The sequence below is a fragment of the Nocardiopsis sp. KDC1DS13DA1 genome (assembly GCF_055632325.1).
In genome coordinates, this window is record NZ_JBVMUY010000027.1 from 65,713 (window position 1) to 85,223 (window position 19,511).

At 72.9% G+C, this 19,511-nt stretch carries 21 protein-coding genes; 12 read left to right on the forward strand and 9 right to left on the reverse strand.

Going from position 1 to position 19,511, the window contains the following annotated elements:
• Window positions 1-32: 32 nt before the first annotated feature.
• Window positions 33-200, reverse strand: coding sequence for a hypothetical protein (locus ACTVAJ_RS17515; protein ID WP_470389248.1), 168 nt, complete (start codon window positions 198-200; stop codon window positions 33-35).
• A 559-nt stretch (window positions 201-759) separates the two neighbouring features.
• Between ACTVAJ_RS17515 and ACTVAJ_RS17520 the strand changes: the two genes are divergently transcribed.
• The 4 genes from ACTVAJ_RS17520 to ACTVAJ_RS17535 all read left to right on the forward strand — a co-directional run bounded on the left by ACTVAJ_RS17520 (window position 760) and on the right by ACTVAJ_RS17535 (window position 4,367).
• Window positions 760-1,899: a sensor histidine kinase gene (locus ACTVAJ_RS17520; RefSeq protein ID WP_470389249.1), complete on the forward strand. Its 1,140-nt coding sequence runs from the start codon at window positions 760-762 to the stop codon at window positions 1,897-1,899.
• Window positions 1,896-2,540: a response regulator transcription factor gene (locus tag ACTVAJ_RS17525; protein ID WP_470389250.1), complete on the forward strand. Its 645-nt coding sequence runs from the start codon at window positions 1,896-1,898 to the stop codon at window positions 2,538-2,540. The genes ACTVAJ_RS17520 and ACTVAJ_RS17525 overlap by 4 nt, the downstream gene beginning before the upstream one ends.
• A 137-nt stretch (window positions 2,541-2,677) precedes the next feature.
• The gene (locus ACTVAJ_RS17530) at window positions 2,678-3,502 is read left to right on the forward strand and encodes an AfsR/SARP family transcriptional regulator (protein WP_470389251.1); all 825 of its coding nucleotides are present in this window, start codon (window positions 2,678-2,680) and stop codon (window positions 3,500-3,502) included.
• 202 nt (window positions 3,503-3,704) lie between these two features.
• Window positions 3,705-4,367 (forward strand): MerR family transcriptional regulator, encoded by a 663-nt coding sequence (locus ACTVAJ_RS17535; protein WP_470389252.1) that lies wholly within the window; start codon window positions 3,705-3,707, stop codon window positions 4,365-4,367.
• Here ACTVAJ_RS17535 and ACTVAJ_RS17540 read toward each other — a convergent pair.
• The 8 genes from ACTVAJ_RS17540 to ACTVAJ_RS17575 form a co-directional block, all read right to left on the reverse strand.
• A complete protein-coding gene (locus ACTVAJ_RS17540) occupies window positions 4,356-5,537 on the reverse strand; it encodes a lactonase family protein (protein WP_470389253.1) in 1,182 nt (393 codons plus the stop codon). The genes ACTVAJ_RS17535 and ACTVAJ_RS17540 overlap by 12 nt on opposite strands.
• A 73-nt stretch (window positions 5,538-5,610) precedes the next feature.
• Window positions 5,611-6,540, reverse strand: coding sequence for a hypothetical protein (locus ACTVAJ_RS17545; protein ID WP_470389254.1), 930 nt, complete (start codon window positions 6,538-6,540; stop codon window positions 5,611-5,613).
• The gene (locus ACTVAJ_RS17550) at window positions 6,537-8,762 is read right to left on the reverse strand and encodes an MMPL family transporter (RefSeq protein ID WP_470389255.1); all 2,226 of its coding nucleotides are present in this window, start codon (window positions 8,760-8,762) and stop codon (window positions 6,537-6,539) included. Before ACTVAJ_RS17550 ends, ACTVAJ_RS17545 begins: the two co-directional genes overlap by 4 nt.
• Window positions 8,763-8,833: 71 nt before the next feature.
• Window positions 8,834-9,832 carry an ACP S-malonyltransferase gene (locus ACTVAJ_RS17555; protein ID WP_470389256.1) on the reverse strand — a complete coding sequence of 333 codons (999 nt, stop codon included), beginning with the start codon at window positions 9,830-9,832 and terminating at the stop codon, window positions 8,834-8,836.
• An 83-nt stretch (window positions 9,833-9,915) separates the two neighbouring features.
• Window positions 9,916-10,383, reverse strand: a complete 468-nt coding sequence (locus tag ACTVAJ_RS17560; protein ID WP_470389257.1) for an ester cyclase — start codon at window positions 10,381-10,383, stop codon at window positions 9,916-9,918.
• Between the two features lie 65 nt (window positions 10,384-10,448).
• On the reverse strand, window positions 10,449-11,150 hold the full coding sequence (gene fabG / locus ACTVAJ_RS17565) for a 3-oxoacyl-ACP reductase FabG (protein WP_470389258.1): 702 nt from the start codon (window positions 11,148-11,150) through the stop codon (window positions 10,449-10,451).
• Window positions 11,147-11,809: an HAD family hydrolase gene (locus tag ACTVAJ_RS17570; RefSeq protein ID WP_470389259.1), complete on the reverse strand. Its 663-nt coding sequence runs from the start codon at window positions 11,807-11,809 to the stop codon at window positions 11,147-11,149. Before ACTVAJ_RS17570 ends, fabG (ACTVAJ_RS17565) begins: the two co-directional genes overlap by 4 nt.
• Window positions 11,806-12,798 carry an AfsA-related hotdog domain-containing protein gene (locus ACTVAJ_RS17575; RefSeq protein WP_470389260.1) on the reverse strand — a complete coding sequence of 331 codons (993 nt, stop codon included), beginning with the start codon at window positions 12,796-12,798 and terminating at the stop codon, window positions 11,806-11,808. Before ACTVAJ_RS17575 ends, ACTVAJ_RS17570 begins: the two co-directional genes overlap by 4 nt.
• Window positions 12,799-12,930: 132 nt before the next feature.
• Here ACTVAJ_RS17575 and ACTVAJ_RS17580 point away from each other — a divergent pair, with 132 nt between their 5' ends.
• Genes ACTVAJ_RS17580 through fabG (ACTVAJ_RS17615) form a run of 8 tightly spaced genes read left to right on the forward strand, consistent with a single transcriptional unit; the run spans window position 12,931 to window position 19,441 of the window.
• On the forward strand, window positions 12,931-13,287 hold the full coding sequence (locus ACTVAJ_RS17580; RefSeq protein ID WP_470389261.1) for an acyl carrier protein: 357 nt from the start codon (window positions 12,931-12,933) through the stop codon (window positions 13,285-13,287).
• Window positions 13,280-14,497, forward strand: coding sequence for a beta-ketoacyl-[acyl-carrier-protein] synthase family protein (locus ACTVAJ_RS17585; protein ID WP_470389262.1), 1,218 nt, complete (start codon window positions 13,280-13,282; stop codon window positions 14,495-14,497). Before ACTVAJ_RS17580 ends, ACTVAJ_RS17585 begins: the two co-directional genes overlap by 8 nt.
• Window positions 14,494-15,633: a beta-ketoacyl synthase N-terminal-like domain-containing protein gene (locus ACTVAJ_RS17590; protein ID WP_470389263.1), complete on the forward strand. Its 1,140-nt coding sequence runs from the start codon at window positions 14,494-14,496 to the stop codon at window positions 15,631-15,633. Before ACTVAJ_RS17585 ends, ACTVAJ_RS17590 begins: the two co-directional genes overlap by 4 nt.
• Window positions 15,633-16,037 (forward strand): FAS1-like dehydratase domain-containing protein, encoded by a 405-nt coding sequence (locus tag ACTVAJ_RS17595; RefSeq protein ID WP_470389264.1) that lies wholly within the window; start codon window positions 15,633-15,635, stop codon window positions 16,035-16,037. The genes ACTVAJ_RS17590 and ACTVAJ_RS17595 overlap by 1 nt, the downstream gene beginning before the upstream one ends.
• Complete coding sequence (locus ACTVAJ_RS17600; protein ID WP_470389265.1) at window positions 16,034-16,507, forward strand: MaoC/PaaZ C-terminal domain-containing protein; 474 nt, start codon at window positions 16,034-16,036, stop codon at window positions 16,505-16,507. The genes ACTVAJ_RS17595 and ACTVAJ_RS17600 overlap by 4 nt, the downstream gene beginning before the upstream one ends.
• On the forward strand, window positions 16,504-17,298 hold the full coding sequence (locus tag ACTVAJ_RS17605) for a thioesterase II family protein (protein ID WP_470389266.1): 795 nt from the start codon (window positions 16,504-16,506) through the stop codon (window positions 17,296-17,298). The genes ACTVAJ_RS17600 and ACTVAJ_RS17605 overlap by 4 nt, the downstream gene beginning before the upstream one ends.
• Window positions 17,295-18,704: a DHA2 family efflux MFS transporter permease subunit gene (locus ACTVAJ_RS17610; RefSeq protein WP_470389267.1), complete on the forward strand. Its 1,410-nt coding sequence runs from the start codon at window positions 17,295-17,297 to the stop codon at window positions 18,702-18,704. The genes ACTVAJ_RS17605 and ACTVAJ_RS17610 overlap by 4 nt, the downstream gene beginning before the upstream one ends.
• Window positions 18,701-19,441 (forward strand): 3-oxoacyl-[acyl-carrier-protein] reductase, encoded by a 741-nt coding sequence (gene fabG, locus ACTVAJ_RS17615; protein WP_470389268.1) that lies wholly within the window; start codon window positions 18,701-18,703, stop codon window positions 19,439-19,441. The genes ACTVAJ_RS17610 and fabG (ACTVAJ_RS17615) overlap by 4 nt, the downstream gene beginning before the upstream one ends.
• Window positions 19,442-19,511 lie beyond the last annotated feature (70 nt).

The following is a 19,511-nucleotide window of genomic DNA, read 5'->3' on the forward strand; positions in this document are numbered from 1 at the left end:
TTCGCCCGGCCCCGGCCGGGATCTGCCGGGGGCTACCGGGGGCCGCCTCGCGGGCAGTGCCCGGCGAGGACGACGCTCAGGCTGAGGCACAGGCCCCAGAGCCGGAGGGGCAGGACGAGTTCGGTGGAGCCGACTCCGCAGGCCGACGCGCAGGGGCGGGCGGCGGAGTCGCGGGCGAGGTTCCGGATGAGGGCGCTCATGCCGCCACTATACCCTAGGGGGGTATTGCGCCCGGGTGTGTGGTGCGTCGGCCGCCGCCCTGGCCGCCGTCCTCGGACCCCGGTCGCCGGGAGGTCCCCGGGCGGGCGGCGGCCATCGCGTCGCGCGAAGGTGACGAACGACACATGCTCGGCGCGTCGGCGCTGGTCGTTCCGGTTATTGCGGCTGGCCGATGGCCGAATGTGGTCTTTCCGCATCCTTCCTCGGCGGAACACGCGTCCCCTAGGCTGTGGAACCAATCGCCGCGAGGGTCAGGGCGAACGGGAAACACCACTGCCGGTGTGGACTTTCCTCCGGAAGTACTTTCCTGGGAAGCATGTATTTCGGTGAGTGTCGAAAGGCGGCCTTTTCGCGGGTCGCATGAATGCGAGGCAGCTGAAACCGAATATTTTTCATGTTTCTGTTCCGCCCATGACCCCAGACCCTTCGGCCGTGCGAAGCCGACGGTACGCACCGGTGCACCCCGATGCCGGGAAGAAGAATCGTCCTCTCAAGACAGGTCCCCCCGTGGCACGTGCAATGAATGGACATACTCACCCTGTGCACGACACCAGCCCGACACTCGACGCCGCCGCCGACGTGAACCGCGCCCTCGCGATGCTCTCGGTGGACTCCCCCTCCGACGTGCTGCGCGACGGCACCGACGCCATCGTCGCCCGCCTCTCGGAGCGTCTCTCCGAGGCGCGCAACCCCCTGCGCACCGACCCCCGGGTGTGGCCGCACGTCGCCGCCTGGGCCTCGTCCGTGGTCACGGACTGTGCCCGGAGCCTCCGGGACGGACGCCCGAGCGACCGCGTCAACCGCATGACCGAGACCTACTGGGCCGAGATCGAGGAGCAGCCCTGGGTCTGGAAGCCCCAACACACCGGACAGGCCGGACGGTTCCTCTTCGAGGAGATCGTGCGCGCGCTGCCGCCCGGCTGCTCGGCCGAGCAGGCCGGGGCCGCCCTCGTGACCGCCAACAACGCGGTCACCCTGCGGATGGAGGTCGTCCAGGTCCGTTCCCACGCCAGGTTCCTCAGTCGTGAGCACGAGGCCAACCAGGAGTTCCGCCGTTACCTGGCACGGGAGCTGCACGACCGCCTCGGGAGTTCGGTCAGCCTGGCCAACCGCCAGCTCGAACTGTACGAACTGCTGTCCCAGCGCCCCCACGGAGACGCGGGCGGCCGGCTCCGTTCGCTCAAGGGCGCCCTGTTCGAACTCAACCAGCACCTTCGCCAGCTCATCTCCGACCAGCGCCGCAGCGAGCGCCGGGGCTCCCTGCTCACCGCCCTGCACGCCTACGTCAACGCCCTGGAGCTGACCGAGCCGGAGGTCCGGCTCGACTTCTGCGGGGAGGAGTCCTGGGCTCCGCCGCACTACCTCGACGAGCTGTTCATCGTGCTGCGGGAGTGCCTGCGCAACTCCGTACGCCACGCGCGTTCCGGGATCGTCCGCATCGCCGTGCGCTTCGAACGCGGTGAGATCCGGGCCATCGCCTCCGACGACGGTGTGGGCTTCGACGCCGAGGCCCGTCTGCACGGGGATCCCGGGCCGTCCACGGGGCTCTCCTCGCTCGTCGAGCGCATCGAGGCGCTCGGCGGCCGTGTGCGGATCCTCAGCGGCCCCGGAGAGGGGACCCGCACGATGATCCTCGTCCCGCTCACCGCGTCCCCGTTCGCGGCGGAGTCCGAGGGATGATCCGCATCGCCGTCGTCGACGACCACCACGTCCTGCGTGAGGCCCTGTGCGACCTGCTGCGCTCCCACGAGGGGCTGGAGGTGGTCGCGAGCGTGGGCTCCGTCCGCACCCTGGTCCCCACCGTGGTGGAGACGCGCCCGGACGTCGTTCTCCTGGACCTGGAGATGCCCGGGCACGAGCCCCGGAACACCGTCAGCGAACTGCTCAGGCTCGCCCCCTCCACCCACGTGGTCATCCTGAGCATGCACGACGACGCCGACCTCGTGAACGACCTGCTCGCACTCGGCGTCCGCGGCTACCTGCACAAGACCGTGGACTTCGTGACCCTGGTGGCCGCGATCACCGGCCTGAGCGACCCGGACCGCACGACGGTCGTGGTCTCCTCGCCCACCTGGCGTCGGCCCTCCGCCCCGGACCGGCGGCTCACCAGGCGGGAGGCCGAGGTTCTGCGGCTCGTCTCCGAGGCGATGAGCAACCGTGAGATCGCCCGGAGCCTGGACATCACCGAGGGGACCGTGAAACGGCACATGCGCAACATCTTCGAGAAACTGGACGCGGTGTCGCGGATCGACGCCGTCAACAAGGCCACCGAGTCGGGGGCCCTCACACCGCACCGGAGGAAGACCGAACACCGCTTCTGACCCCGTGTGTCACCTTCGAGACATATCGACTGGTCCTTCGGCCCATCCGCTTGTCCTTCCCCGTCCACCGTCCTAGGTTCGTCGATGTGACCACCGGTCAGATCACCTCGTCCCGCGGCAAGGAACAAGGAGGAGCGATGCTCCGCTTCAAGATCCTCGGCCTCCTGGAACTGGAGGCGGACCGGGCCGGCGCCTTCCGCTGCGGCCCCAAGGTCGCCCGGCTGCTGTCCCTCCTGCTCCTGCGGGCCAACCGGGTCGTGGACGTGGACACCCTGGTGGAGGAGCTGTGGGACGGCGAGCCGCCGGCCACCGCCGTCAGGACCGTCCGCACGCACGTCTACCACCTGCGGGTGGCGATGGAGCGGGCGTGCGGGCAGGAGGCCGCCCGGCGGGCCGTCCTGACCCGGGGGTCCGGCTACCTCATGGAGCTGGCTCCCGACGAACTCGACCTGGTCGCCTTCGAGCAGTTCGTCGGTCAGGCCCAGGTGCTGTGGACGGAGGGGCGCCACCACGAGGTCGTGGACCGGATCAACCGGGCGCTGGCCCTGTGGCGCGGTCCGGTCCTGGCGGACGTGCGTCCCGGGCGGGTCCTGGCCGGCCACGTCGCGCAGGTGACCGAGACCTACACCCGGGCCAGGGAGCTGCGCGTGGACGCCTCCCTCCGGCTGGACCGCCACCACGAGGTCCTGCCCGAGCTGCGCGACCTGGTCGGCCTCTACCCGCTGCACGAGGGGTTCCACACCCACCTGGTCGACGCGTTGTACAGAGCCGGGCGCCGGGGGGAGGCGCTGAGCGCGTTCCGCGCTGCCCGCGACACCCTGCGGGGCCAGCTGGGCCTGGACCCGTCCGAGGAGCTGTGCCGTCTCCAGCAGACCATTCTCACCGGGGGCGGCGCCGGGGCGCCGCCCACCGGGCGTCGGCACCCGGACCCCCGCCTATCCGAATCAGTGACCGGACACTGACACAGGGCAATGCCTCCTTCGTTGTATACCGGCAGGTAGGTCCGCGTGGTTGAGTGGCACACACGGCCCAAGGGGCCCCCACTCCCGGCTGTTCACCCCACGAACACGCAGCGACACGAGCAGACACCGCCGGATCCGAGCGCTCTCCGCGCCTCCCCGGCGACCAGTGCCGGACTCCCCGGACCGGAAAGCGAGCCCATACGTGCGTATCTCGGAGTTGTGCGAACGGGCCTCCGTACCCGTCGCCACGGTCGAGTACTACCAGCGCGAACACCTCATCGACCTGCCGTCCGAGCCACACGGGTACGGCCCCCGGGACCTCCGGCGCCTGCGCCTGGTCCGCGTCCTGGTCGAGGTGGGCGGCCTGAGCCCGCGCGAGGTGCGAACCCTGCTCACGGACATGACCGACAGCCGCAAGACCCCGCACGAGACCTTCGGCATGGTCCTGCGGGCCCTGGAGGGCGAACGCGGCGGGACCCGCCCCGACACCGACATCGAGCCGGTGGACGACCATGCCTGCGCGCTCGCCAGACGCGTGGCCGCGCGCCACGGGTGGCGGCTGGACCTCCGGTCGGCGCACGGGGCGAGCCTGGTCAAACTCCTGCGCATGCTGCTGTGGCTGGACGACGCCAACGCCGAGTTCGTCGTGGAGGCGTACGCGGCCGCCGCCGAGCACATGACGGCCGCCGAGATCCGCATCATGGGCCTGTACTCGGACGAGGACTCCCTGATCGAACGCCTGGTCCTGTGGACGGTGTTCGGCGACCCCCTCCTGGCGTCGCTGCACCGGATCTCCCGGCAGAACGGGTCGCGCCAGATGTTCGACCAGGAACTGTCCCCGGCCGACCGCGGCTCACGGGGCTGAGAGCAGGACGCACGAGGGGCTGGCGACGGGCACCGGGGCGCCCACCGGGGCGATCCGGCCGTCGTCGGCCACCCGGTGCGCCGTGACGCACTGGCCCGCCTGGTTGGCCGCGTACAGGTGGCGGCCCCCCGGGTCGAGGGCGATGCCGCGCGGCCAGCGCGTGCCCGGTCCCTTCGTGGTCACGGGCGCCTGCTCCACCAGACGCAGGGACGCCCCGCTGTCGGTGACGGCGTAGGAGAGCAGTGAGTCGATACCGCGGTCGGCGGTGTAGACGAACCGGCCCCGGGGGTCGACCAGGACGCCCGAGGGCGCGTTGCGCGGGTCCGCGCCCGGGGCAGCCGCCGGGGCCGAGGTCCCCACCCGCAGGCTCCCCTCCCGCGGGTCGTACTCGCAGACGGTGACCGTGGACCCGAGTTCGTTGGACACGTACACGTACCGCCCGGACGGGTGGAACGCGGCGTGGCGCGGTCCGGCGCCCTCGGCGACCGGTGTCCGGGAGCGCTCGGTCAGCGTCCCGCCGTCCGGATCCAGCGCGTACACGTACACGTGGTCGTTTCCCTTGTCCGGGACGATGACGTCGCGGCCGCCCGGCGCGAACAGGGCCATGTGCGGGTGCGGTGCGGCCTGCTCGTCCGGGTCGGGGCCGCGGCCCTCGTGCTCGACCAGGTCGGTCAGCTCCCCGACGGAGCCGTCCCGCGCCAGGGCGTGCACGGCGACGGTCGCGGAGTCGTAGTTGACCGTCACGAGGTGGCGCCCGTCGGGGTGGACCGCCAGGTGGACGGGGTTGGCGCCCTCCGTGCGGGCGGCGCCCAGCGGCTCGGGCCAGCCGCCGTCGCCGATCCGGAAGGCGTGCACGTGGCCGTCACCGGTCTGGCTGACCGCGTACAGCAGGCCCCCGCCGGGGCCGAGGGCCAGGTATGAGGGGTTGTCGATGCCCTCCTGGTAGCCGTCGACGCCCAGGCTCCCGTCGGCCGCGACGGTCGCCACCGCGATCCCCGGCAGGCCCGGCAGCCCGTACTCGCCGTCGGTGAACCCGCCGACGTAGGCGCGCCGGGCCGCAGGGGCCTGCGGCCCCACGGCCCCCGCGGTCCGCGTGGTCAGCCAGGCGAGGCCGCCGAGCCCGGCCGCCGCGGCGGCCCCGACGAAGGTGCGTCTGCTGATCTGGGCCATCGCTCGTCCTTTGCTCGGGGAGGGCGGACAGGGGGAGGGGCGGGCAGGGGAGCCGCGGCGGCTCCGGGGAGGGTCACACGGACGAGCCCACGACCAGCCCGGACAGGAACACGACCGCGAGCCCGGCCGCTCCTGCGGCGAGGAACAGGTGCGTCCACACCGGCCAGTACCCGATCCTGGGCAGGGCGCGCAGGACCGCGGCCGTGCCCATTGCCGCCGCCCAGCAGGGTACGGCCAGGCGCAGGCCGATCTCCCCGGTGAGGAGGAGCTCGTCCAGCGGTGACGCGCACGCCAGCGGGGAGCAGTCCTCCGGCGGCGCAGTGCCCAGCAGGGCCGCGCCGAGAGCCAACGCGGCCAGCGGCGCCAGGAGCAGCAGCCCGGTGAGGACGGCGTACGGGGACCGTCGCCGGGCAGGTACCGGGCCGGAGGCGTCCGCGCGCCGCGCCGTGAGGCGGGCGGTGGCCGCGACGGCCACCGCGGCGGGCGCCCCGTACAGCACCCCGAACAGCCCACCGTGTCCGGCCTGGGCGAGCAGGTGCCAGAGCGTCTCCGCCGGACCTCCGGCCGAGCCGCCCACCGCCAGTCCGGCGACCGCCCCCGCCAGCCCGCCCGCGCAGAAGGCCGTGACCGGTACCGACCAGGACCACAGCAGCAGCCGCACGGCGCCCCGCACACCCGTCGTCCCCGCCGCGCCGGGGACGACGGACACGTCGGGGAACCGGAGCACGGCGCGCAGCGCGGCGGCGCACACGGCGACGGCGGCCACCAGGTCGGCGGAGGGCGTCGTGACGCGGCCCGGCAGGGGGAACCCCCACCCGACCGTGAACCGGGCGAGCGGACCGGTGTGGGCGTCCCAGTCCGCGAACAGTCCCGCCGTGAGGGCGACCGCGACGGACCCGGCCAGGGCCGTCCACACCGGGGCACCCAGCCCTGCCCGGCCGTGCCCGGCCGCCCGCTGCGCGGCCGGTCCGGGCACCCGCGTCGCCTCCTCCGCCCGTGTCATCCGACCGTGCTCCTGGGTTCGGCGGCACCGGCCCCGGGAGTTCCGGAGCCGGTGCCGGCCGCGTCGGAGCCCTCCCTCCCGGAGCGGGGCCCGGGCGCGTCGTCCTCACGGAAACCGAACCGCTCCCACCACCGTGCCAGCGGGGCCGGGGACCACCAGGCCCAGCGGCCCAGGAGCCGCATGGTGGCCGGTACGAGCAGCCCGCGCACGATCGTGGCGTCCACCGCGATGGCGATCACCATGCCGACGCCGATCATCTTCATGAAGACGATCGAGGAGCCGACGAACCCCGACACCACGACGATCATGAGCAGGGCGACACCGGTGATGATCCCCGCCGTGCGCTGGAGCCCGACCGCGACGGCCTCGGTCTCGCCGACCCCGCGGGCCCACTGCTCGCGCACCCGGGACAGCAGGAACACCTCGTAGTCCATGGCCAGGCCGAAGGCGATGGCGACGATGAGCACCGGGAAGTTGGCGTCGACCACGCCCACCGCGTCGAAGCCGAGCAGCCCCGCCAGGTAGCCGTGTTGGAAGATGAGCGTGATCGCGCCGAAGGCCGCCGAGAGCGACAGCATGTTCATCACGATCGACTTGAGCGGCAGCAGGACGGACCCGAAGGCCATGAACAGCACCAGGTAGGACACGACGCAGACGAACAGCAGCATCGCCGGAGCCCGCTCACCGATCATGTCCACGATGTCCACGCGCGACGCGGGCATACCGGTGAACAGGGCCTGCGCGTCCTCCGGCGGGTCGAGGGCGCGCAGCTCCCCGACCATGGTCCGGGCCTGGGGCGACATCGGGTCCACGTCGTAGGTCAGCGTCACCCGGACCTCGTCACCGCTGGTCCCGGTCACCCGGGCCGAGGTCACCCCCCGCACGTCCGCCATGCGCGCGGTGTAGCCGCCCAGAGCGGCCGAGGCGTCCCCGGCCGACTCCGGCAGCGTGACGACCGCCGTCATGACCTTGGTGGGGTCGGTCTCGAAGCGCTCCTCCAACCGGGTGGCGACCGTCCGCGCGTCGGAGTCGGAGGGCAGGACCCAGTCACCGGGGCGGGCCCAGTTCGCGGTGAGGAACGGTGCGCCGAGGCCGAGCAGCAGGGCCACGAGGAGGACGGTGACGGCCACCGGCCGCCGCATGACGGCGTGCGCGACGCGGTACCACCCGCCCTGGTCGACCTCCGCCCTCCGCCGCGGCCAGGGGATGCGCCAGGTGTCGACCCCGCGGCCCATCAGGAACAGCAGGGCGGGCAGCAGAGTGACCGAGCTGATCACCGCGAAGGCGACCACGGCCACGCCCCCGTACCCCATCGAACTGAGGAAGCGCGCGGGGAAGAGGGTGAGTCCGGCGAAGCAGATGGCCAGTGCCACACCGGAGAAGGCGATGGTGCGTCCGGCCGTGGCGGTCGCGCGGTGGACCGCCCCGGCCACGTCGGCGCCCGCGTCCAGTTCCTCCCGGAACCGGCTGACCATGAACAGGGCGTAGTCGATGGCCAGGCCGAGACCCAGGATCGTGATCACGTTGATGACCGACCCCGCGATGTCCACGACGGAGGTGAGCACGCGCAGCACGACGAACGAGCCGAGCGCGGTCACGGCGCCGACGGCCAGGGGCAGCAGCGCCGCGACGGGGCTGCGGAAGATCAGCACCATCACGACCATCAGCACCGGCAGGGACAGCATCTCGGCCCGGGCGATGTCGGCTCCGGTCAGTGCGTTGACCTGCTCGGTCATGGCGGTGACACCGCCGAAGGCCACGTCGAGCCCGTCCACCTCGAACGCGTCGGCGACCTCCTCCAGCCGCTGGACCCGTTCCTGGTCGTCGGAGGTGTCGAACTGGACGAGAACGTAGGTGGCGTGGCGGTCCCGGGACACGTACTCCTCGGAGCCGGTGGAGGAGTAGGAGTCGAGCCGCTCGATCCCCTCCCCGGGCACCCGGGCGAGCGCCTCCTCGACCGCGTCGCCGAAGCCGGGGTCGTCCACGGTCAGCTCGTCGCTCTCGTAGAGCACGACGAGGTCGACCGACTCACGGCCCAACTCCCCGGCGAGGACGGCGTCGGCACGCCTCGACTCGCTCGCCGGGTCGTCGAAGCCCGCGCCGCCCGTCAGCGCGCTCAGAGCCCCGGTCCCCCACACGCCGCCGAACACGGCGAGCAGGATCGCGGCGGTGACCACCCACCACCTGCGGCGCACCGCGAACCTGCCGATTCTCGTGAACACTCTGTCTCCTCTGCTCCCTCGGATGCGGTGGGGCCGATGTCCGGTCCCGCTGGGCGGTCGGGGCGCGCCCCCTACACGGACGCGCCCGAGGCGGCGCGAACGGTCACGGGCGCCCCGTCCCCGCGAGTGGCGCCGACCGCCTCCGCCAGGGCCGGGACGTGCTCGGGCACGGCGACCGAGGCACGGGCGGTCCCGCGGGCGATGCGCTTGGTGAATCCGGTCAGGACCCGCCCCGGCCCGAGTTCGACCAGCAGGCCGGCGCCCAGGTCGCCGGTGAGGGTGCGGACGGTGTCGAGCCACCGCACCGGGCCGGTGAGCTGGTCGAGCATGAGGCCCGGCCACCGGTGGGGCTCGTCGTGGGCCCGGCCGTCGACGTTGGCGACCACGGGTGTGACCGCCGGGTGGAACGAGGTCCCGGCCAGGGCGTCGGCCAGCCGCCCACGGGCGGGATCCATGAGCGGGCTGTGGAAGGCTCCGCCGACGGGGATGTCCACCACGCGGACGGCGCCCTCGGCGAGCGCCGCCTCACCGCAGCGGGCGACGCCCTCGGGCGTGCCGGACACCACGGCCTGCCGGGGCGAGTTGAGGTTGGCGACCCAGACGTCGGCGCCCTCCCGCGTGCGCAGCCGGTCGACCAGGTCGCGGACCGCGTCCACGTCCAGGCCCAGGACGACGCCCATGGTTCCGGGAGCCGCCGCGCAGGCCTCGCGCATGGCCCGCCCCCGGGCGGCGACCAGGCGGACGCCGTCCTCGTAGCCGAGCGCGCCGGAGGCGACGAGCGCGGTGTACTCGCCCAGGCTGTGCCCGGCGACGGCCGCCGGGCGGACCCCGGGCAGCGCCGTGCGTACCTCGGCGTGGACGACGCAGGCCAGGACGAACGTGGCGATCTGGGCGTTGTCGGTGCGACGCAGGGTGTCGGCGTCGGCGTGCAGCAGCAGGTCGGCGACGTCGCGGCCGCTCACCCTGGACGCCCGGTCGACCAGGTTCCAGGAGGGGGTGTGCGCCCAGGGGGCGCCCATACCCGGCTCCTGTGAGCCCTGGCCCGGGAACACGTAGGCGATGTGGGACACGGTGGGGCCTTCCTCACGGGGACACGAGGGGCCGGGGCCCGGGGTTCACGGCTCCGGGCCCCGGAGGGGGAGATGCGGTCGGCTCAGGAGGAGACGGGCTCCCCGTCGAGGGTGAAGGGGCGCAGGTCGAGTTCGACGGCGCCGACCTGGAGCATGAGGAACAGGTCCTGGCGGCAGCCCCAGTGCTCGACGACCCTGCCGTCCTCGACCCGGTAGATGTGCATGTGCTCGAAGGCGACCTCGTTGCCGGTGGCCTCGATGCCGAGGAAGTCGTTGACGTGTCGGCCGGTGAAGCGCAGGTGGATGACGGCCTTGTCGCCCTCGGCGAAGCTGTCGATGCGCTCCCACCTGGCGTCGGCGAAGACGTGGTTCATCCACCGGGCGGTGCCCAGGTAGCCGTCGGGGCCTCCGGGGGTGCCGGGGGGCGCCTCGTGGTCGACGAACTCGGGGGCGACGAACTCGTGGGCGACCTCGGCGTTGAGGTCGTTGAAGATCTCGCCCATCCTGTGCGCGATGTCGAGCGTGATCTCGGTCTGGGACTGGTCGGACACGGCTACTCCTCGGTGTCGGTCGGTGCTGGCTGGTGGGGTGCTGGGAGGCTGACGCGCCCGGGGCCTCAGCCGCAGTCGGCTCCACCGCTGACGGGGATGTTGGCGCAGGTGACGTAGGACGCGTCGTCCTGGGCGAGGAAGCGCACCGCGGCGGCGACCTCCTCCACCGTCCCCGTGCGGCGCAGCGGGCTGCGGGCGAGGATCCACTCGCGCCGCTGTTCGGGCAGGTCGGCGATCATGTCGGTCTCGATCAGGCCGGGCGAGACGACGTTGGCGGTGATGTTGCGCCCGCCGACCTCCTGGGCGACCGACCGGGCCAGCCCGATCAGGCCCGCCTTGGACGCCGCGTAGTTGGCCTGGCCGGGCGCGCCGGTCGTGGCGGTCAGGGAGGAAACGTAGATCAGCCGTCCCCAGCGGGCCCGCACCATGTCGGTGAGGACGGCGCGGGTGATCCGCATGGCCCCGACGAGGTTGGTGCTTAGGACCCCGGTGAACTCCTCGTCGCTCATACCGAGGAGGAGCCCGTCCCGGGTGACGCCCGCGTTGGAGACGAGGATCTCGATCGGGCCGTGCTCACGGCGCACGCGCTCGACCGCGGCGTCCACGGACTCGGGGTCGGTGACGTCGCAGCGGACGCCGTCGAGCCCCTCGGGCGGTTCCGCGCCGCGGTGGGTCACCACGACCTCGTACCCGGCCCCGGCGAACGAGCGGGCGACCCCCAGCCCGATCCCCCGGTTCCCACCGGTGACCAGGACCCGGCGGCTCATCGGGCCGCCTCGGCGGGGGAGTCCACGAGCCGGGCGAGCTCGGCGGCGGCCTGGGCGGTGTCGTGGAAGTGGATGGCGTGCCACCCGGCGGCGCGGGCGCCCTCGCAGTTGCGTTCGATGTCGTCCACGAGCAGGCACTGGCCGGGCTCGGCCCCGGCGCGGCGGGCGGCCAGCTCGAACATCCGGGGCTGGGGCTTGCGGGCGGCCACCTCGAAGGACAGGACCACGTCGTCGAAGAGGGCGTCCGCGTCGACCATGCGGCGCCAGTGGGCGTCCCAGGTGGGCACCATGTTGGAGAGCATCCCGACGAACAGGCCCCGGGAGCGCAGCCACTCCAGGCGCTCGACCCAGGCCAGGTTGGTCTCGCGGTCCTTGAACCAGTCGTCGGCCAGGGTGGTGATCCGCCGGTCGACGCCGTGGCGCTCCCTCAGGAGGGCGCCGATGCGGTCCAGCCACTCGGCCTCGGTGACGATCGGGGTGTCGATGGGTTCCATGTAGTCGTCGGTGCCGAAGCTCTCGGTCACCTCGCCGATCACCGTCAGCAGGGCGTGGGCGTCGATACCGGTGCGCGCGCAGAAGTTCTGCATCGTCTCGGCGACGGGCGGTGTCAGGACACCGCCGAAGTCCGTCCACACGGCCGTGACCGGGGATGTGCTCATCGTGGGCTCTCCTGCCTCGTGAGGTCGCTCGTGTCGGTGACCGTCAGGGTGATGTCGGCGATCCGCGCGCCCTCCTGTTCGAGGAGGACCCGCCGTCGCCCGGTCGGGGGCACGTCGGCGGGGGTGGTGGCCCGCACGGGCGAGGTCAGCTCCGCGAACCCGGTGAAGGTCGCGCTGATCCCGGTCACGTGCCGGTGGAGGGCGCCGGGGCCGTCGGTGTCCGGAGCGGCCAGGACGAGCTGGCGCGCCGCCTCGGTGAGGACGGCGGCGGGCAGGTGGTCGTAGGGATGGTCGAACAGGGACGGGTTGTCCCAGCGGGGCCGGATCCGCGCGGTGATCCCGTCCGGCCCGGTCCGCGGCGCGCCGATGACCACGTTGCGCGGGTGGCCGCGGCGGACGGTCGCGGGATCGGTCGGGTTGGGTGCGCTCACCTGCTCGGTGGTCCAGGGGACGGAACCGCCCAGTTGCGTGTGGCGGACGGCCTCGTACTCGCCGGCGGTGAGCAGGACGACGTCCATGGTGTGCGTCCCGGCCCGAACCCCGTCGACGTGCAGGACCTGGTCGACGCGTCCGGCGCGGAGCCGGTTCCGGCGCATGCGCACGGCGGTGAAGTGGTTGTCGATGACCAGTTCCCCGGGCCGGTCGGAGCACAGCAGGGCGGCCGGGTCGGTCCGGATGGTGAACCGGTCCACGATCATCTGCATGCCCTTGCGGACACCCATGTGGGCGTGGGTCCCCGCGATGGCGGCCTGCCGTGCGGCCTCCAGGACCAGGAGGACGTCGTAGACCGCGGGCAGCTGGGTGTGGTCGCTGAAGTAGGCGTGGTTCAGGGGCAGCTGTGCGGCCACCGCCGCGTCCGTCTCGGTCTGCGGGCGCAGGTCGGTCAGGAAGACCTCCGACACCGCGCGCCGGTGGACCAGCGTCCGGTCGAGCGTGGACGTGAAACCGAGGCCGGTCCCTGTGGCGTCTTTTTCCACGACCGGGGTCATGGCACCGCCTCTCATTGAATCGATGGCCTTGGCGGCCATCCTCGCAGTAGCGCATAGAAAGGCGATCAATCCCCGATAAAAGTTGTCCGACTACAACTTTCGATGAAGGGGGAGTAGTACAAAGTCGCAGTTGTGTTGCGCCTTCGTCAGCCGGTCGCCAAGGTGGTGGATGACCGGCCCGAGCAGCGGGTCGACGATCCGAAAGAGGCGATGATGGCCGAGGCCAGAACAGCTGCGGGCGCGGACGTGAATATCGATGCTCTGCGTGAGATCGTCAGTCAGGAACTGGAGCTGGAGGAGGGTGAACTCACCCCCGAAGGGCACTTCGTGGAGGACTATGAGGGGGATTCTCTCTCCCTTATCACGGTGGTCTCCCGTATCGAGAAGGAGATGGGGGTGGTCATTCCCAAGACCGAGCTCCCCGAACTGCTCGACTTCGCCTCGCTGACCGCCGCGGTCCGCAGGTACGCCGAGGTGGCGCATGCGTGAGTCCAGACGCGTCGCGATCACCGGGCTCGGTGCCGTGAGCAGCGTTGGCATCGGCGCCGACGCGTTCGCGGCGGCGATCCGCGAGGGACGCAACGGGACCAGGGAGATCACGTCGTTCGACGCCTCCGGCTTCCCCTTCCGGATCGCGGGCGAGGTCGCCGACTTCGTCCCCGAGGACATCCTGCGCCGGATCCGGACCGACCGGTGGGGCCGCAGCGGCCTGCTGGCCGCGGCCGCCTCCCGGCTGGCGGTGGAGGACTCCGGTCTGGACCCCGACCTCGTCGCCCGGAGCCGGTCCGGGGTCATCATGGGCACGACCAGCGGTGAGGCCACCGTCGCCTCCGTGCTCGGCGAGCAGTGGGTGTCGGGGCGGGCCAAGGAGTTCGAGGCCCGGGTCGTCGCCCAGGCCCCGGCCAGCCAGATCTCCGCGGCGGTCAGCACCGAGCTGTCCCTGAGCGGTGACACGCAGACCATCCCCACCGCGTGCTCGGCCAGCAACTACGCGCTCGGACACGCCTTCGACCTGGTCAGCACGGGCGAGGCCGACCTGATGTTCGCGGGCGGCGCGGACGCGGTGAACCGCTTCACCCACGCCGGGTTCCACGCCCTGGGCGCGCTGGCCCCGGACCGCTGCCGCCCCTTCGACAAGGACAGGGCCGGAATCCTCACGGGTGAGGGCGGTGTGTCCCTGCTGCTGGAGCCGCTGGAGGCGGCCGTGGCGCGCGGTGCCCGGGTGTACGCCGAGATCCTGGGCTACGGGGTCAACTGCGACGCCCGGCACATGGTCCACCCCGACCCCGGGAGCATCTCCTCGTGCATCCGGGACGCCCACGCCTCCGCGGGCATCACCCCCGACCAGGTGGACTACGTGTGCGCGCACGGCACCGGCACGCCCACCAACGACGCCACGGAGGTGCAGGCGGTCCGCGAGGTGTTCGGGGCCGACCTGCCTCCGATCAGCTCCATCAAGTCGATGATCGGCCACACCATGGGCGCGGCCAGCGGCTTCGGCGCCGTCGTCTGCTGCAAGGCGCTGCACGACGGCTTCCTGCCGCCCACCGCCAACGTCACCGAGGTGGACCCGGCCCTGGGCCCGGACGTGGACGTGGTCCCCGGGCGCGGACGCGACGCGCGGCCGCGGATCGTGCAGAACCACGGGTTCGCCTTCGGCGGCAACAACGTCATCACCATCCTCGGGAGGCCGGAGTGAACGCCGTGACCGACACCGCCGCAGTGGCGGCTCCTCCCGCCGTACCGCTCGCCCTCACCTCCGCCGGTGTCGTGACCCCCGCCGGGTACGGCCTGGAGCCGCTGGGCGAGCTGCTCGCCTCGGGGGAACCGGGCCACGCGGCCCCGGAGGGAGACGACGCCGCCGACTACCCGCAGATCGGCATCCGTTCGGTGGCCGGTTTCCGGCTCCGCGACCACGTCGGCCGCAAGGGCACGCGCAACCTCGACCGGCTCACCGGTCTGGGCCTGGTCGCGACCAGGCTCGCCCTGGAGGCCGCCCCGGAGGAGGCCGGCGGCGATCCCGCCCGCACCGGCGTGGTCATCACCACGAGCACCGGCAGCATCCAGAGCCTCAGCGAGCTGGCTGGCGACACCCTGCTCCAGGAGCGCCCCTACCTGGTCAACCCCTCCCGCTTCCCCAACACGGTCCTCAACTGCTGCGCCGGCCAGATCGCCATCTGGAACGGGCTGCGCGGTGCCAACGTCACCCTCGGAGCCGGTCAGGCCTCCGGCGTCAACTCCTTCCGGCACGCCAGGACGGTCCTGGCGCTGGGCCGGGCCGACCGCCTCGTCGTGGGCGGGGTCGAGGAGCTGAGCGCACCGCTCGCGTGGGGCTGGCAGGCCGCCGGTGTGCTCTCGGGCGACACCGCGATCGGTGAGGGCGGCGCGGCCTTCCTGATGAGCACCTCGGAGTCGGCGCGTGCCCGGGGCGCGGCCGTCCTGGCCGAGGTCCTGGGGGCCGAGGTGGGGTTCCACCCGGCCGGGCGCGGGGACCGGGCGCACGCGCTGGCCGGACTCGTCGGGCTGGCACTGTCCCGCAGCGGACTGGAGCCGCGCGACGTCACCGAGGTCTCCCCGGGGGCGACCGGCCTGGTCGGTGTGGAGCACGCCGAACGGCGGGGGATCGGGATCGCCCTGGGCGGGACCCGTCCGGTCCGCGACGTGACCCGCACCGTGGGCCAGTGCTACAGCGCGGCGGGGGCCATGCAGGTGGCCGGGCTGCTGGCCGTGTGGCGGCGCGAGCCCTCCGACCGGCCGCGCGTCGCCCTGGTCACCACCATGGGCCACGACGGCAACACCGGCGCGCTGGTGCTGCGCGAGGGCGGTGGCTCCTGATGGCCCTGGACGCGTCGCTGCTCGGCCGGGTGTACCGGCCGGAGGAGACCTACGAGGTCGGCCGCGAGAAGATCCGCGAGTTCCGGGCCGCCGTGGGCGCCCCGGACGGCACCGAAGCACCCCCGACGTTCCCCATCGTGCTCGCCATGAGGGCACAGGAGGCGGCGGTCCTCGACCCGGCCCTGGGGTTCGACTTCTCCCGGGTCATCCACCGCGACCAGTCCTTCCACCACACGCGTCCCGCACGCGCGGGTGACGTGCTGACCGCCCAGGTGCGCCTCACCCGGGTGGAGACGCTGGGCGCCAACGACCTCGTGGCGCTGCGCAGCGACATCAGCACGACCGCCGGCGAGCACGTGTGCACCGCCACCACCACCCTCATCACCTGGGCGGACCCCTCATGACCACATCCACCGCCGGCACCGTTCCGGCCGAGAACCCCCCGGCCCCGCACGCGCCGCTGACCCCCGACACGGCGGAACCCGGCCGGCCCCTGCCCGAGCGGCGGTTCACCGTCACCCGGGCCGACCTGGTCCGCTACGCGGGCGCCTCGGGGGACCTCAACCCCATCCACTACGACGAGCGCGCCGCCGACGCCGTCGGCCTGCCCGGGGTCATCGCCCACGGCATGCTGACGATGGGCCTGGCCGCGACCGCCGTCACCGGGTGGTGCGGTCCGGGCACGCGGATCGCCGCGTACGAGACCCGGTTCGCCCGTCCCGTCGTCGTCCCCCCGGGCGAGGGCGTCGAGCTGGTCGTGTCCGGCCGGGTGGACGCCGTCCTGGAGCACGGGGTGCGCGTCGCCGTCACCGCCACGTGCGGTGGCGAGCGCGTCCTGGCCCGGGCCCGTGCCGTGGTGGTCGCGGACCGATGAGCGCACGGGCTGTTTCCGAGACGTCGCCCCTGGTCCGCACCAGGAGGGTCGAGGAGCCGGATTTCCGGCTGTTCCTGCTCCACCACGCCGGCGGAGCGCACACCGCCTTCCGCGGGTGGGCGCGGCGGTTCCCCGACGGCTGGGACGTGTGCGCCGTCGAGGCACCCGGGCGCGGACGCCTCCAGCGCGAGCCGTTCGCCGCCGGGATGGACCAGCTGGTGGAGCGCCTGGCGCGGGCGGTCGCCCCGCTGACCGACGTTCCCTTCGGGGTGTTCGGCCACAGCATGGGCGCCGCCGTCGGGTACGAACTGACCCGCGTCCTGGCCGCGGAGGGCACGGCCACGGCCGCCTGGCTCGGGATGTCCGGCTACCCCGCGCCGGGGGTGTCCAGGTCCGAGGACACCTCGCGGATGTCCTCCCGCGAACTGCGCGACCGGATCGGCGGGCTGAGCGGTGTGCCCGAGGAGGTCCTCGCCGACGACGAACTGTGGTTCCTGTTCGAACCCCGCCTGCGGGCCGACCTGGAACTGGTGCGGGCCTGGCGCGACGCCGGCCCGCCCGGGGGGACCCCGGTCCCGCTGACGGTGTTCGCCGGGGAGTCCGACCGGGTGGCCGGTCCCGCGGACGCGGGCGGCTGGTCCGCGCTGGCACCGCGCTACCAGGGCCTCCGTGGTTTCCCGGGGCCGCACTTCTACCTGAACGGCCAGCGCGACGCGGTGATCCGGGCGATCACCGAGGAGGTCGCCCTGGCCCTCGCCGACCACGACGGGAGAGGAGTGACGCTCCGATGACGCGATCGACCGGAGGCGTCGCGGCGATCGTCGCCACGGCCCTGCCGATGTTCATGGTCGCCCTGGACAACCTCATCGTGACGCACGCGCTCCCGCAGATCCGCGCTGAGTTCGGCGGCGGTCAGTCCCAGCTCCAGTGGGTGGTCAACGCCTACGTGCTGGCCTTCGCGGGCCTGCTGATGGCCATGTCGGCGGTGGGCGACCGGTTCGGCCGACGCAGGGTCTTCGCCGTCGCGCTGGCGGTGTTCACGCTGGCCTCGGCGTGGTGCGCCACGGCGTCCTCACTGGGTGAGCTGATGCTGGCCCGCGCCGTCCAGGGCGCCGGGGCCGCCGCCGTCCTGCCGCTGTCACTGACCCTGGTGGCGGCGGCGGTGGACGCGCGGCACCGCAACGCGGCGGTCGGCGCCTGGGGCGGGATCAACGGACTCGGCATCGCCCTGGGGCCGCTGGTCGGCGGTGTGTTCACCGAGTCGCTGGGCTGGCAGTGGGTGTTCTGGATCAACGTCCCGGTCGGCCTGGCGGCGCTGCCCGCCGTGCTGTGGTTCGTCGCCGAGAGCCGGGGCGGGTCCGCGTCCTTCGACGCCCCCGGGGCCGTTCTGGTGACCGGAGCCCTGGTCGCCGCGGTGTGGGGCGTGGTCCGCGCCGCCGAGTCGGGGTGGTCGTCGGTCGCGACCATCGGCGCGCTCGTGGCCGCCGTGGTCCTGATGGCCGCGTTCCTGGTCTGGCAGCGGCGCACGCCGACGCCGCTCGTCCCCTTGGAACTGTTCCGGATCGGCCCCTTCGGGCTCAGCGTCCTGGTGTCCCTGGCGATGTACTTCGGGGTGTTCGGCTCGGTGTTCCTGCTGGCGCAGTTCATGCAGGGACCGATGGGCTACGCGCCCTTCGAGGCGGGGTTGCGGACACTTCCGTGGACGGCGGCACCGATGCTCGTGGTCCCGGTGGCGAGCGTGTTCGTCGACCGGATCGGCGGTGGGCGCATGCAGGCGCTGGGCTGCGCGCTCCAGGCGGGGGCGCTCGGCTGGGTCGCGCTGGGGGCCACGGCCGAGACGGACTACACGGCGATGCTCCCGGCACTGGCGGCGGCGGGCGTGGGCATGGGGCTGGTCTTCGCCGCCAACCCGGTCGTGGTCATCGCGTCCGTGCCCGAGGAGCGGCACGGCACCGCCTCCGGAGTGAACAACACCGTCCGCGAGTTCGGCGGCTCCCTGGGCATCGCCGTGATCAGCACCGTCTTCGTCCTGTTCCACCCCTCCGGCGCCGAGACCGACGCGTCCTTCGTCGCCGCGCTCCGACCGGCCGTCCTGGTCGGCGCCCTGGTCACAGCGGTGGCCGCGGTCGCCGCCCTGTACATCCGCCGCATCCCGCAGTCCCCCCGCAGCGAACATGAGAGTGAGGTCCGCAGATGACGGACAGACCGGTAGCGATCGTCAGCGGAGGCTCCCGCGGCATCGGGCGCGCCGTCGCCCTGCGGCTGGCCGCCGACGGGTACGACATCGCGTTCTGCTACCAGCGCGCGGGCGACGCCGCCGCGACCACGCAGGAGAAGGTCCGCGCCACCGGCGCCGCGTGCTTCAGCGCCGCCTGCGACGTGTCCGACCTGGCCGCGGTGCAGGAGTTCACCGACCGCGCCAAGGCGGAACTCGGCGACCCCGAGGTCCTGGTGAACTCGGCGGGCATCCTGCGCGACGCCCCCGTGGCGATGATGGACGGCGCCGACTGGAGCGCGGTCATCGACACCAACCTCACCGGCACGTTCAACCTCTGCCGTGCCACCGTGTTCGACCTCATCAAGAACAGGCGCGGCAGCGTCGTCAACATCTCCTCCGTCATGGGCGTACACGGCAACGCGGGCCAGGCCAACTACTCCGCCGCCAAGGCCGGGATCAACGGCATGAGCAGGGCGCTGGCCAAGGAGGTGGCGCGTTACGGGATCCGCGTCAACGTGGTCGCCCCCGGCTTCGTCGAGACCGACATGACCCGGTCCCTGCCGGAGAAGGTACGCGCCAGCGCCGTGGACAAGGTGGCGCTGCGCCGCCTCGGCACCGTCGAGGACGTGGCCGGCCTGGTCGCGTTCCTCGTCTCCGACCAGGCCTCCTACATCACCGGACAGGTCGTCCAGGTCGACGGCGGCGTGGTCATCTGACCCGCTCCGCCGCCCCCGGCCCGCCCTCTTCCCACGTCCACCATCAGCACACCGCACACCACCAGAGGAG